The organism is Maricaulis sp. D1M11 (assembly GCF_047308265.1).
Lineage (GTDB): Bacteria > Pseudomonadota > Alphaproteobacteria > Caulobacterales > Maricaulaceae > Maricaulis.
The window spans coordinates 118,866-131,798 of sequence record NZ_JBKQWY010000011.1 but is presented as its reverse complement, the minus strand read 5'-3'; the positions used below and the strand labels follow the sequence as shown (position 1 = coordinate 131,798).

The following is a 12,933-nucleotide window of genomic DNA, read 5'->3' as shown; positions in this document are numbered from 1 at the left end:
CGCTGCGCGTGCCGGTCAGGCAGGCCTGTCGGTTCTGCTGATCGACCATGCCCGCAAACCCGCCGAGAAGGTTCGGATCTCCGGGGGCGGGCGGTGTAATTTCACCAATCTGGAAACCCGTCCCACCGCCTATATCAGCGAAAATCCGCACTTCGCGAAATCCGCACTGGCACGCTATACGCCGTGGGATTTCATGGATCTCATGGTCCGGCACGGACTGAGCTGGCATGAAAAAACACTGGGGCAGCTGTTCTGTGACCAGAAGTCGAGAGCCATTATCCAGATGTTGCTCGACGAGGCCGAGCGCGGCGGTGTCGAACTTCACCTGGAAACGAGTTGTGAGTCTCTGGAAACCCAGGCCAATGCATTCGGGCTCCAGACGTCAAAAGGACGTGTTCTGGGTCGCCGGGTGGTCGTGGCGACAGGAGGGCTGTCCATTCCCAAAATGGGGGCAACGGGGCTGGCCTATGATCTGGCCCGGCAGTTTGGACATAGAATTATCGAGCCGCGTGCGGCGCTGGTCCCGTTCACCTTTACGGGGGCAGATCAGGCTCTCTTCGCCGCGATATCCGGTGTGAGTTGTGAGGTGCGGGCCCGGGCGAGTGGCCCGGAATTCACCGAAGCCCTGCTCTTCACGCATCGCGGACTGTCCGGACCGGCCATGCTCCAGGCTTCATCCTACTGGCAGCCGGGCGAGGCCCTCCATATCAATCTCTGGGGGCAGGCCGGGGCTCGGGACCGGTTGGCACAGCTCAAATCCCGACATGGCGGACGCAGTCTCACATCCGTGCTGGACGATATCTGGCCCCGACGTCTGGTTGATATGCTCACAGAGCGCGGGGATATCCCGCACGGAGGGAAGCTGGCGGAGCAATCGACCCGGAGTCTGGACGCATGGGCCGAGAAAATGGCGAACTGGACCGTCAAGCCCGCCGGCACAGAAGGCTGGCGGACTGCGGAAGTGACCGTCGGTGGGGTGGATACCCGGGAGCTGTCCTCCAAGACAATGGAGAGCCAACGCCAGCCCGGACTCTATTTCATCGGTGAATGTGTCGATGTCACCGGGTGGCTGGGCGGATATAATTTCCAGTGGGCCTGGGCCAGTGCTGCTGCGGCAGCCCAGGCTGCCGCAGAGCAAGGGTCAGGTGGGCATTAACCGGCTACCCGGATGGTCTCGCCATAGCGCGCAGGAAATCCTCCGGCGACCAGAGCGTTATAGACAGTGAGGGCGCCGTCTGCGCCCGGGTGTTCGCGAAACTCGAACATCTCGTTTGAACGATTGGCAAAGTTGGACCAGGCGTCGGCATAGCGTTGTTCGAACGCGACGGGCCCCCACGCCTGGGCACGGGCCTTGGCGTGGTCCGGTGCGAAGAAGAATTGTGGTTTCACTCCGGGCAGATCCGCCACCGGTGCGCTATTGTCCCAATGGGCACCACCCACCCGGATATTCGCCGTCAGCACGGTCTCCAACCGGGTGTGTAGGCGGCGATTCACCTCGCCATTGCCCGCGAAATCGACAATGCAGTACCGACGATCCTGTCCAAGGGTTTCGATCACGTCGTACAGAACAACCTCATCATAGAGACCCAGACCATCCACGAATGAGGCATTCCCGCTGCTGGTCAGCCCCAGGACACGGGTCTTGCCCATCGGGCTGGCCTGAAGCAAGGCGGCCAGGGCAATGGCAGTTTTGGACGAGGCAGAGGTCAGGATGATGGTGTCGGCGTCATCCGCGCCATCTTCTCGCAGGAAGACATCCAGCAGGAAGGCTGTGACAAACAACGGTTTCAGCACCATCTGGGCCGGTTCAAGATCCGCCGACCAGGACGGATCAGCCGCGCAGCGGACATAGCGATTATAGACTGCCGCTAGTTCGGCCCGGTGTGCAGCGTCATCCACGAAGCTGTCCGGTCGGACGCGCCCCGGTTTGACAATCAGTTCACTCGCGGCGGGAAAATAGCCATACACACGTTCACCCGGCTCGACCCCCTCACATCGGCTGTCTGCGACATCGGCAAACCCCCAGACTGGCAGGCGACCGCGCCCGTCTGACCCTGGGAAGAATTCCCAATACCGCATCACCTCGCCAAAAGCGGCATAGGTGACATTATTGGCCGTCAGCGCGAAGCGATCCACGCGCAGGCGAACCTCACCGTCTTCCAGCTGGCGTTCCGGTTCTTCAACACGCTTTGCGTCGCTGATCGTGTGTTTGTCGATGGACAAGGCCCAGTTCATGAGCAACCTCCCGTTTATCCGGCCTCTATCCGACCGTCCTGTGTTTGCACAGCTTCTCCCTGCCGCACGAACGGATCAAGTCTCGCCTTGCAGGTTGGCGTTTGAACGCGTTGAGCAAGTGTGACAACCGTTTCACAAGACCGCGCTGTGAAATCGCGTTAACAGCGGATGAGACTTGCTGAGGGGCACACCATGACCATGTTCAAAAATCCGACCGCCTGGGCGTTTGTGACCGTTTCCGGTCTGGCCCTGGCCGGCTGTTCCGTCGGGGACGTGTTTATCGCCGAGCCGAGCGAGGAAGCGGAACCGCACCCTGACTACGCCGTGACCGTGACCGCGACGACCGAAACCGTGCCGGTGCCGGATGATGATGATGCCGCGGACGATCCGGCGATCTGGGTCAATCCGGAGGACCCGCAAGCCAGCCTGGTTATCACCACCAACAAGCGACGCGGCTTGATGGTGCATGATCTGTCCGGCGCCGTCCTGTCGCGGCGTGATGCCGGCCGGCTCAATAATGTGGATGTCCGCACGGTCGAGATTGCCGGCGAAGCGGTCGTGATCGCCGCGGCCACCAATCGAACAGACCATCAGATCGATGTGTTTCGCCTGGATACGCAAACGGGGGAGCTGCTCGACATTCTGGCCGCACGGATCCCGGCGGACATGTTCGGTGACCCCTATGGGCTCTGCCAGTACGAAAGTGCGGTGACCGGGGATCAATACGTCATCGCCAACGACAAGGACGGCCGTTTTGCCCAATGGCGTCTTGACGTGACGCAGACGGGTCAGATCCAGGGTGAACTTGTCCGTCAGTTCGAAGTTGGAGGCCAGACCGAGGGCTGTGTTGCCGATGACGCGACCGGCGTCCTCTTTATTGGCGAGGAGGAATACGGCATCTGGCGGTATCAGGCCGAGCCGGATGCAGGCGAAGCGCGCGATCTCGTGGACCGGACCGGTCTGTGGCAGGAGACGGGTGGATATCTGTCCGCGGATGTGGAGGGGCTCTCGCTTTACATCCCGGATGCCGAGGACACCACACGCGGCTATCTGATTGCCTCAAGCCAAGGCAATAATGCCTACACGGTTTACGACCGTGCTGCCCCGAATGCCTGGCGCGGGACGTTTGTGATCGCTGATGGCGCGTTGGACGGTGCGGAAGAAACCGACGGGCTGGACGTGACGGCAGTGCCGTTGGGCCCGGACTATCCGGCGGGTCTGCTCGTCGTGCAGGATGGTTTCAATTATGACGCCGACGGTGCAGTTGAGAACCAGAATTTCAAATACGTGTCTTGGGCCAATGTTCGCGACGCGCTGGGCCTTGAGGACTAGCTGGCTGCCTTTTCCATGAGCTGGGTCCATTGTTCCCGTTTGCGATAGATCGTTGACGGGGCAATACCCAACTGTTTGGCCGCTTCTGAGATGTTATTGCGGCACAAGGCAATGGCCTGCTCGATGGCACGCTTTTCGGTCATCCAGAGGGGTTCGATCCGGATCTCGGGCGGCGTGTAAAGGGCTGGACTGGTCTGCGCCTGCATATCTCCTGGAGCGGGCATCATCTGGGGTGCAGGGTTCGGGGACTGGGCCGTTGCGTGCGCAGGCGGAGTGTGTGGGGTCGCACCGACGGGGGTCAGGTTGAGCTGAGCCGCCTCGATCGGCCCGGCCTCGATGAGTACGGACAGGCGGCGCATCAGGTTTTCCAGCTCGCGCACATTTCCGGGCCAGCTGTGAGTGAGCAGGGCCTGTCGGGCGTCCGAGCCCAGCTCCAGGACATCGCGCCCTTCCTCTTGGCAATAGCGTTCGAGAAAAGTCTCGGCCAGAGTGAGGATATCGCTGCTGCGTTCGCGTAGGGGCGGGAGTTCGACCGGGATCACATTCAGCCGGAAATAGAGATCCTCGCGGATCAAACCCTTCTGAACGGCGGCCCAGGGCTCTCGATTCGTCGCGGCGATGATGCGGATATCTGTCTGTCGCAGACGACCCTCGCCCACGCGTGAATAGGATCCTGTCTGCAAAAAGCGTAGCAGTTTGGGTTGAAGATCAATCGGCATTTCGCCCAGTTCGTCCAGGAACAGGGTCCCGCCATTGGCCAGCTCGGCCGCGCCGGCGCGGTCCGACGTGGCACCGGTGAAGGCCCCCTTGATATGGCCAAATAGCTCGCTTTCAATGAGATCCTTGGGAATGGCACCGCAATTGATCGCCACAAAGGCCCGTCCGGCGCGAGCGCTGCCGTCATGAATGGCGCGTGCGGCCAATTCCTTGCCGGTGCCGGTCTCTCCCGTGATCATGACCGATGCATTGGTCGGGGAGGCGGTTTCGAGGACCTTGTAGACGGCCTGCATGGGCAGGGATGACCCCACGAAATCGGCATAGCCCTTGCGCGAATGGGTTTTCTCCAGCGCCTTGACCGTCCGGGTCAGCTGGGCTTTTTCGATGGCATTGCGAACCGTGGTGATGAGGCGTTCCGCGCCGAAGGGTTTGACCAGAAAGTCCGTGGCGCCCACTTGCATGGCTTCGACTGCGACATTGATCGAGCCATTGGCCGTGATCACCACGACAGGAACGCCGACATCGCGTGCACGCCAGTCACGCAGCATGTCCATGCCATTGGCGTCGGGCAGATGCAGGTCCAGCAGGACACAATCAGGAGGCAGACCGCCCATTGCCCGCTCGCCAGCGGCCCCATCAATGGCGACTTCGATTGCGGCAGCCTCATTGCGAAGCTGGGCTTCATAGGTCCGGGCCAGCGATGGGCTGTCTTCGATGATCAGAATGCGGCCGAGGGACATGGAAACTCCTGCAGGCGTTAATGCGTTGTACGATTGGTGACGGGACGGGCTGCGGCCTTGAAGCGACGGGCTTCGTATTCAAGGAGGCTGAAGGCTTGTTCAAGGTCAGCGAGGCGTGTGCCGCCACGCAGGCGCAGTTCCAGATCCGCAGCGACATCACACAGGGCGGCAGCGGCCACATTGGCGGCACCGCCCTTGATGGCATGGGTTTCGTGGATCAGGCGTTTGTCGTCCCCGGTTTCGCGCGCGCTGGTGATGCTCTCCATCCGGGTCTGCAGCTCCTGTAGGAAAATATCGGCGACAAATCCATAGCCTGACAGGTCATTGCCCCATTGCTCGGCCTGCTGGGTTTCGTCGATCACAGGGAGGTTGGACGCCGACCCCGTTTCCAGCCATTTTGACAATTCGGCCTGCAGGTCGGGCATCCGGATCGGTTTGGTCAGGAATCCATTCATCCCGGCGGCGTCGGTCTGGGTCCTGTTTTCGGGCAGGGCGTGGGCGGTCAGCGCAATGATCGGCATGGCATGGCCGGACTGTCGGATCAGTTGAGCGGCTTCCAGCCCGTCCATGACGGGCATTCCCACATCCATGATGATCAGGTCATAGTCCGTTAGTTCCACGGCCTGTACGGCAGCGGCCCCATCGCCGACCACATCGGGCTTCAAACCCAGTCGATTGAGCATGGCTGTTGCAACAGCGGCATTTGTTGAGCTGTCTTCCGCCATCAGGACGCGGCCATGCAGGGCGATGTTCTTGTTCTCCCCCGGGTTGTCGCGTGTACTCGAGGCCCGAGGAGCCTCATTGAGAGGCAGCGAGACCCAGAAACGCGCGCCTTCGCCGGGCTGACTGTCGACCCCGATCCGGCCATCCATGCGTTCGACCAGTTCCCGGCAGATGGCCAGACCCAGACCGACGCCCTTGATGGCGCCACCCTCACGGGCATCGGCCTGCTCGAAACGATTGAACAGGCGCGGTGTGAGGTCTTCAGGAATGCCGGGGCCGGTGTCGGCCACTTCCAGCATGACCTTTCCGGTCATCGTGCGGCGGGCCGTCACCTTGATCTGGCCTCGCTCTGTATATTTCACAGCATTGCCGACCAGGTTGAAGAGGACCTGCCGGACCCGGCCTTCATCCCCCATAATGCGTTCGGGCAGATCAAGGTGTTCCACGCTCAGTCCCAGGCCTTTCTCGACAGCTGGCGCCGTGAAGATCTCTTGGACCTGGGCCATGAGTGCAGCGGGAGAATAGGGCTGGTTCTTCAGTTCGAAATGGCCAGACTCGATATGGCTAATGTCGAGGATTTCGTCGATCAGGGTCAGCAGGCTTTCCGCCGAGCGTTCGGCCATGTCGACCAGCTCGCTTTGACGGGCGCTCAGCGCACCGCGATCAAGCAGGCTCAGCGGCCCGATGACTCCGTTGAGCGGCGTGCGCATCTCATGGCTCATATTGGCCAGAAACTCAGATTTGGCCTGGCTGGCCTTCTCGGCCTGATCCTTGGCGTCCCGCAAGGCATTTTCTGAATCGCGAACCGGGGTCAGGTCCTGGATCGTTCCGACAAGACGGACCCCGCCCTCGATGGGTTGCGGTTCGCAGCGGACCTGAATGTAGAGCTCTTCTCCGTTGCGATCATGCGCCCGGTGCTCGATCTGGGCCCGGCCTTCGCCTCGCGCAGCGTCGCGCATGCCTTCGATCACGGTGAGACGATCATCCGGATGAACGTGGGAGAGATAGCGTTTGAGTGTGATATGATCGATATCGGGCAGGCCCAGGATCAGTTTTGCGCTCTCCGACCACAGGAGTTCGCCGGTCACGGAAGACCATTCCCAGCTACCCATGTCCGCAATATTCTCGGCCGAGGCCAGCAGATGCTGGTAACGCTGACGCTCGCGATCTGCGCGCCGTTCGCGCGACATGTCCCGGACCACGCCATGCACCAGGGTCTCCCCATTGCTTTCAAAGGCGCGTGCATTCACCTCGGTCTGGATGGGTTTCCCCTTGGCATTGAGGAAGGCGATTTCCATCCGGGTATGGCCCTTGGACAGAACTGATGTCACGGCTTGTTTGGCCTTGGCATGGTCGGATTTAGGGTGGAGCGTCTTGATGTGTCGACCCACAAGCTGGTCGCGCGCCCGACCGGTCAACTCCTCTGCACGAACATTGACATCCACGATCTCGCCATCGAGGCGGTGGACAAAGATTGCATCGCCCGAACGCTCGAACAAATCCTGATAGCGTTGTTCGGAGGCTTTGAGCGCGGCTTCCTTGGCACGCACTTCCGTGATGTCACGCAGATAGGCGGTGAAAAAAGTACCGCTGTCCAGATGCACCGCCGACACGGCCAGTTCGACCAAGAGCTCGCGCCCATCCGCATGAAGGGCTGGGACCTCGATGCGTTTGCCGATGACTGCGGCTTCTCCGGTCGCCAGGTAACGCGCCATTCCGGCCCGATGCGCATCACGCAGTTTATGTGGAATGAACAGTTCCGCCATTTCGCGGCCGATGACTTCATGCCGCGGATAGCCAAAGGTTTCCTCTGCCGCCGCATTGAGTTCGATGACCTTGCCGTCTGCGTCCAGGATGACGATGCAATCCAGAGCCGAATTGAGAAGGGCTGCGCGCAGGGCCGCCTCTTCGTCCAGAGCGTGCTGGTCGTGTGTTCCCATAATCAGCGCCTCATCCGAGCGCTGGGGGCGGTTGAAAGTGAGTTTGCGGGCCATGCCAAAGTCCTGTGTGTCTCGCCGAATGCGAGGCAAGGCATGGGCCAGATTGCGAAAACGGTCTCCAGGCGCATCAAATCAAGCGATTGCGCAAGCGGCTGGGTTCGAATCGATTTCGCGAATTGCAACATGAATGCATTATGCGACGGATTTCATCGCATAATGCAAGACACGTTTTGTTGCATGGTGAAGAATAGTGCGGCGGCCTAGTAGGCTCCTTTTGCGGCCAGAACGGCGAGCGGTGTCCGGGCGAGCAGCATGATATCCGTCCAGATCGTGCGTGTTTTCAGATAATCGATATCCATCTCCACCATTTTCTGGAAAGGAATATCGGCACGCCCGCTGACCTGCCAGATACCGGTGATGCCGGGCTTGCCTGACAGGCGGCCCTTGTCATGGTCGGAATAAAGGTCGACTTCACGCGGCAGAGCAGGGCGCGGGCCAACGAGAGACATATCGCCCTTGATGACGTTGAGCAGCTGGGGCAATTCGTCGATCGAGAATTTACGGATGAAATGCCCGATCCGGGTGATGCGCGGGTCCTGGCGCAGCTTGAATGTTACGCCGTCATTTCTGTCGTTTTCCTTCATCAGCGCGGCCAGTCGCGCCTCGGCATCGGTATGCATGGAGCGGAATTTGTACATGGTGAAGGGTTTGCCATTTTCACCGGTACGGGTCTGACGGAAAAGGGCCGGGCCGCGGCTTTCCAGCCGAATGGCCAAGGCGGTGCCGATCATCAAGGGAGACAGGCCGGCCACTGCCAGGCTGGCGATGCTCACATCCAGCGCACGTTTGAGGACGCGGCTGACGGCTGCCCCCCGGGCCGAGCGTCCGGCCGCCCAGGCTGCAACTGTTTTCTCCAGACGGGATACGGAGGCAGACGCAAGACCCTCGGTGGTTTGAGCGGAGGTGACTGCTTGCAGCGGAGGCAGAGCGCCAATCCGCAGGACAACAAGCGTGTCCAGGTGCTGAGCCAGTTCGGACAGGCGTTGGTCCTGTTCCGGATTGCGACCGGCCAGGATGACAAGATTGGCCTTCGATCGCCGAATGCGTGCGGCGACACGGCCATCGGCGGCCTGCTGGAAGCCGGCCGGGTGCGTACCGGCAATCCGAAGACGCGGCATCATGCGCTTCAGTCGATTGGCCAGTTCCGGAGCTTCGCCCGGTTGGCCGCCCACAATGAAGAGGCGCTGACCATCCTCGGCCAAGGCGCGGCACAGCGGCATGAACAAGGGTGCGAAGGATGTATTCGCGCCAAGTTTGGCTCTGCCCAGGCGGGCGGCTGCCTGCATGGTGTGTCCGTCAGCGATCAGGGCATCGAAATGCTGGATCGCCCGGATGTCCTGCCAGCTTCCGGGAATACGGCGAGCCTGGTGTGCCGTAACCCAGGCCAAACGAAGCGATGAGCGCGTGCGCGCACGTGCCTGGATCCAGTGAACCAGTTTGCGCGGTTGGGCATCAATAACATCAATGTCGAGGACGCGGCGGGTTTCAAACGGCAATTTGTCCGGATTGGTCCGCATCACCGGGCGTGCGGCGAGGGCGGGCGTGTCCGTTAGTGTCGGCGTGTAATCGATCGCGATGGGCTGGTGATCGGTCTGGGCCTGAAAATCCAGCATGGCTCACTCCTGTGTGGTTTCTGTCGACTGTCTTTCAGGAATGCGGCCAGTTTCTCGAAGGTAATAAAAACAATTACTTAGCCTCTTGTTCACCGCGAGCGCGTGGGTCTCATTCCGGCTTTGCAAGGGAGTTCATTGCGTTTTGCAATAAGCAAGTCGCGAAACGCAAATTTGGCTCGTCTCGTCATTGGGCGTTCGAACAAATAATCGTTCTTTTTCAGTGTTTTGTCCCGTCTGCGCCGGACTGGCTCGCGTATTGAAACACAGTCTCCAACCCGAGGAGACGACCATGTTCAGCGCCCCATTTAAATCGAAAGCAATCCAGGCGTTCTTGAGCCGTGTGGGCTGGCTGGCCGGTGGCGAAATGCTGGCGCGGATCAGTCGTCTGGCGGCAGCGGTCTTCCTCGCGCGCCACCTGACCCCTCTGGAATTCGGTGCGGCAGCCCTGGCCATCACTACATTCGAACTGGTGCGGCTGTTCAATCAGAATGGTGTGGGGGCAGCCGTCATCGCGGCCAAGGCCGAGGATCTGCCGGGTCTGTGCCGCACCGCTCATCTGGCGGGCTGGCTGACCACGCTCATACTGTTCCTGGCCCAATCGGTCGTGGCCTGGCTCGTCGCCAAACAAACGGGTCGGGCCGATATCGGCTGGATGATTTTCTGCCTGGGCGGGGTCTACTGGTTCATGCCGATGGGCGTGGTGCACGGTTGGATGTTGCATCGTCGCCAGGCGATGAAACGCATGGCTGTGGTCAACGCCACACAAGTGTCGACGGACAATATCCTGACCGCTGTGTTTGCCATCATGGGGTTCGGCCCGTGGGCGATCGTGCTGCCCAAACTGCTGACAGCCCCGATCTGGCTGATCGGCGTGATGTGGGGTCGGCCCTGGCGTCCCGATCGCACGGCTGCGTTTGCCTCTCCGCGAACACTGGCCGGGTTTGCCCTGCCCGTTCTGGCCACGGAGATGATGAATGCCAGCCGCCTGCATCTGGACAAGCTGATCATCAGCGCAGTTTTTGGACTGGAAGTTCTGGGTATTTACTACTTCGCCTTCAATGCGGGTCTGGGTCTCTCATCCGCCCTGACCAACGCCTACAACAACGCCTTCTTCCCCTATCTGTGCGAGGCCGCTCGCAAAACTGGATCGGCGCTGGAGGCCTTTGACAAGGCCATGCGCACCGCCGGTCTGGGTCTGTGCGCCGTCTTGCTGATCCAGGCCCTGGCCGTTCCGATCTATGTCCCGCTGATCTTCGGAGAGGACTGGGCCTTTGCCGTGCCGCTGGTCGTCATCCTGTGCCTGGGAGGGCCAGCCAAGGTTCTCGCCGACAGTTGCGGCCTGCTGCTGCGCGCTTCTGAACAGCCCCGTATGGAAAGTCTGGCGATTGCCTCGGTCACCGCGGTGACCCTGGGCGCCCTGTTCCTCGGTGTTCAGATGGATCTTCAGGCGGCCTGCCTGGCTCTGACAGCGGGCGCCACCCTCGCCGCCATCACCATTCTTCCCGTCAGCCGGAATTTCGCCCGGCCATCATCCACCCCCCGTGTCATCACGCTTGAGGAGGCCCGGTCATGACTGACTATCCGCCACTCTTCTCTGTCATCATCCCTGTGTTCAATGGCGCCGACCGGATCGAGCAGGCGATCCAGTCCGTCCGCGCCCAGTCTCTGAGCAGTTGGGAGCTGATCATCATTGATGACGGCTCGACGGACCACACCCTCGCCCTGGTTGAACAAGCCGCCGCCCGGGACCCTCGAATTCGTCCGTTGCGTCAGGCCAATCAGGGCCCGTCCGCTGCGCGTAACTTCGGTATACTGGCCGCCCGGGGTCGCTATCTGGCTTTCCTCGATGCGGATGACGCGTGGCATCCCGAACGCCTGCGCGCCGGCGCCGGTCATTTCGCCGCCCATCCTGAAGCCGGCATCGTCTTTTCGCGTGTCATCCTGGACGTCGAGGGCGCGGACGGCAAAAGCCGCGTGACGGCGCATCATGCGTCTCTCGATGTTGCGGATCTGCTGGCCGAGAACCCGGTCTGCACGACGTCCAACATGATGGTCCGCGCGGCTCTGGTCGACCGGATTGGCGGGTTCGATCCGCTGATGAGCCATATCGAAGACCAGGAGTTATTGTTACGAGCGGCCGCGACCTCGCCCTGGCGGGTGGAAGGAATTGACCGCGCCTTGATCCGCTACACGATCGCGGCGGGTACACGCTCGTCAGACTTCAGCAAGACCGAAGAGAGCTGGCACCATCTGATGCGTCAGGCTCGTCGCTGGTGCCCCGAGCGTTCAATAGGCAGCTGGCGGCTGGCCGAGGCGGCCTTCTATCTGAACCAGGCTCGGCGCGCTGTGCGCCAGAGCGGGCTGTGGGCAACAACATGCGGCTATCTCGCCCGTGCGTTTCGGGCCGACCCCCTGCTCGTGCTGCGAACACCCAGGCGGTGCCTGTTCACGCTGGGCCGTCTGTCGCTGAACGCCCTGAGCCAAGCCTTGTCCCGTCCTCAGCCCCAATTGAAGGAGACCATGTGATGCGTCGCCCCACTGTCACAGTCATCATGCCTGTCTACAATGTCGAAGCCTATGTCGGCGCGGCGATCGAAAGTGTTCTGTCCCAGACGTTCGAAGACTTCGAACTGCTCATCATTGATGATGAAGGGCAGGATAGCTCGCTGGATATCTGCCGCCGTGTCCGAGACTCCCGGATCCGGATCATCAGTCAGAGGAATCGCGGCCTGGCAGGGGCGCGCAATACCGGTATCCGGTATGCAGGGGGGCGTTATCTGGCCTTCTTGGATTCCGATGATCTGTGGCATCGTGAGAAGCTGGAGCGGCATGTGGCGCATCTCGAGAAACACGCTCATGTGGGTGTCAGTTATTCTGGCGCTCTGCTGATCGACGAGCACGGTCACTCTCTTGGACTGCGCCAATCGCCACAGCTCAAAAACGTCACGGCACGCGACATCTTTCTGCGCAATCCCGTCAGCAACGGGTCAACACCTGTCATCCGACACAAAGTCTTTGCCGATATCGCGCGACCGTCCCATCGTCCCGGCGAGCAGATGTGGTTTGAAGAAAGCCTGCGCCAGTCCGAGGACGTGGAGTGCTGGATGCGTATCGCCCTTACCACGCGGTGGGTGTTCGAGGGGCTGCCCGGCGATCTGACCCGGTATCGCGTGAATTCAGGCGGCCTGTCTGCCAATATTCATGCGCAATACGAAAGCTGGTGCCGTGTCCGCGATACCGTCGCGCGCCTGGATCCCGGTTTTGCCCGTCGCTGGGCGCGTCTGGCCGAGGCCTTTGAGACCCGATACCTTGCCCGGCGTGCGGTGCGTATGCGGGACCGATCGACAGCGCTGGCCCTGACGCTGAAAGCCTTCCTGCTCGCCCCGGTCATGCTGGTACGCGAACCCCTCAAATCCCTGACCACGCTGGGCGCCACGGCGGCGCTCAACCTTTTGCCGGTGAAAGCCTATGGCCAGCTCGAACGGGCCATTTTGAAAACATCAGGCGCTGTTTGATCCAAGGCAGTGGATCAAACAAACTGGCGCGGGAGCCTGGCTCCCGCGCCTTTTCTTT

The 12,933-nt window shown here is 61.1% G+C and carries 9 protein-coding genes; 5 read left to right on the top strand and 4 right to left on the bottom strand.

The window, feature by feature from the left end; genetic code table 11:
• Window positions 1-1,156, top strand: a 1,156-nt coding sequence (locus tag RMQ97_RS15310) for an NAD(P)/FAD-dependent oxidoreductase (protein ID WP_413661778.1), incomplete at its 5' end; no start/stop codon positions are given.
• Here RMQ97_RS15310 and RMQ97_RS15305 read toward each other — a convergent pair.
• Window positions 1,153-2,235: a DUF2855 family protein gene (locus tag RMQ97_RS15305; RefSeq protein WP_413661777.1), complete on the bottom strand. Its 1,083-nt coding sequence runs from the start codon at window positions 2,233-2,235 to the stop codon at window positions 1,153-1,155. The genes RMQ97_RS15310 and RMQ97_RS15305 overlap by 4 nt on opposite strands.
• A gap of 192 nt (window positions 2,236-2,427) precedes the next feature.
• On the opposite strand from RMQ97_RS15305, the gene RMQ97_RS15300 reads away from it, so the two are divergent.
• Window positions 2,428-3,567, top strand: coding sequence for a phytase (locus RMQ97_RS15300; RefSeq protein WP_413661776.1), 1,140 nt, complete (start codon window positions 2,428-2,430; stop codon window positions 3,565-3,567).
• Here the strand turns inward: RMQ97_RS15300 and RMQ97_RS15295 are convergent.
• The 3 genes from RMQ97_RS15295 to RMQ97_RS15285 all read right to left on the bottom strand — a co-directional run bounded on the left by RMQ97_RS15295 (window position 3,564) and on the right by RMQ97_RS15285 (window position 9,360).
• Window positions 3,564-5,024, bottom strand: a complete 1,461-nt coding sequence (locus RMQ97_RS15295) for a sigma-54-dependent transcriptional regulator (RefSeq protein WP_413661775.1) — start codon at window positions 5,022-5,024, stop codon at window positions 3,564-3,566. The two genes, RMQ97_RS15300 and RMQ97_RS15295, sit on opposite strands and share 4 nt — an antisense overlap.
• Before the next feature lie 17 nt (window positions 5,025-5,041).
• On the bottom strand, window positions 5,042-7,741 hold the full coding sequence (locus tag RMQ97_RS15290) for a PAS domain S-box protein (RefSeq protein WP_413661774.1): 2,700 nt from the start codon (window positions 7,739-7,741) through the stop codon (window positions 5,042-5,044).
• A gap of 206 nt (window positions 7,742-7,947) precedes the next feature.
• Window positions 7,948-9,360 carry a sugar transferase gene (locus RMQ97_RS15285; protein WP_413661773.1) on the bottom strand — a complete coding sequence of 471 codons (1,413 nt, stop codon included), beginning with the start codon at window positions 9,358-9,360 and terminating at the stop codon, window positions 7,948-7,950.
• A 289-nt stretch (window positions 9,361-9,649) separates the two neighbouring features.
• Between RMQ97_RS15285 and RMQ97_RS15280 the strand changes: the two genes are divergently transcribed.
• Genes RMQ97_RS15280 through RMQ97_RS15270 form a run of 3 tightly spaced genes read left to right on the top strand, consistent with a single transcriptional unit; the run spans window position 9,650 to window position 12,875 of the window.
• Window positions 9,650-10,933, top strand: a complete 1,284-nt coding sequence (locus RMQ97_RS15280; RefSeq protein ID WP_413661772.1) for an oligosaccharide flippase family protein — start codon at window positions 9,650-9,652, stop codon at window positions 10,931-10,933.
• On the top strand, window positions 10,930-11,886 hold the full coding sequence (locus RMQ97_RS15275; protein ID WP_413661771.1) for a glycosyltransferase family 2 protein: 957 nt from the start codon (window positions 10,930-10,932) through the stop codon (window positions 11,884-11,886). Before RMQ97_RS15280 ends, RMQ97_RS15275 begins: the two co-directional genes overlap by 4 nt.
• Window positions 11,886-12,875 (top strand): glycosyltransferase family 2 protein, encoded by a 990-nt coding sequence (locus tag RMQ97_RS15270; protein ID WP_413661770.1) that lies wholly within the window; start codon window positions 11,886-11,888, stop codon window positions 12,873-12,875. The genes RMQ97_RS15275 and RMQ97_RS15270 overlap by 1 nt, the downstream gene beginning before the upstream one ends.
• Window positions 12,876-12,933: the final 58 nt, after the last annotated feature.

Excerpts from the sequence above, each read along its gene's own strand:
- RMQ97_RS15305 (WP_413661777.1), bottom strand. The coding sequence starts at position 2,235 with ATGAACTGGGCCTTGTCCATCGACAAACACACGATCAGCGACGCAAAG.
- RMQ97_RS15300 (WP_413661776.1), top strand. The coding sequence starts at position 2,428 with ATGACCATGTTCAAAAATCCGACCGCCTGGGCGTTTGTGACCGTTTCC.
- RMQ97_RS15295 (WP_413661775.1), bottom strand. The coding sequence starts at position 5,024 with ATGTCCCTCGGCCGCATTCTGATCATCGAAGACAGCCCATCGCTGGCC.
- RMQ97_RS15290 (WP_413661774.1), bottom strand. The coding sequence starts at position 7,741 with ATGGCCCGCAAACTCACTTTCAACCGCCCCCAGCGCTCGGATGAGGCG.
- RMQ97_RS15285 (WP_413661773.1), bottom strand. The coding sequence starts at position 9,360 with ATGCTGGATTTTCAGGCCCAGACCGATCACCAGCCCATCGCGATCGAT.
- RMQ97_RS15280 (WP_413661772.1), top strand. The coding sequence starts at position 9,650 with ATGTTCAGCGCCCCATTTAAATCGAAAGCAATCCAGGCGTTCTTGAGC.
- RMQ97_RS15275 (WP_413661771.1), top strand. The coding sequence starts at position 10,930 with ATGACTGACTATCCGCCACTCTTCTCTGTCATCATCCCTGTGTTCAAT.
- RMQ97_RS15270 (WP_413661770.1), top strand. The coding sequence starts at position 11,886 with ATGCGTCGCCCCACTGTCACAGTCATCATGCCTGTCTACAATGTCGAA.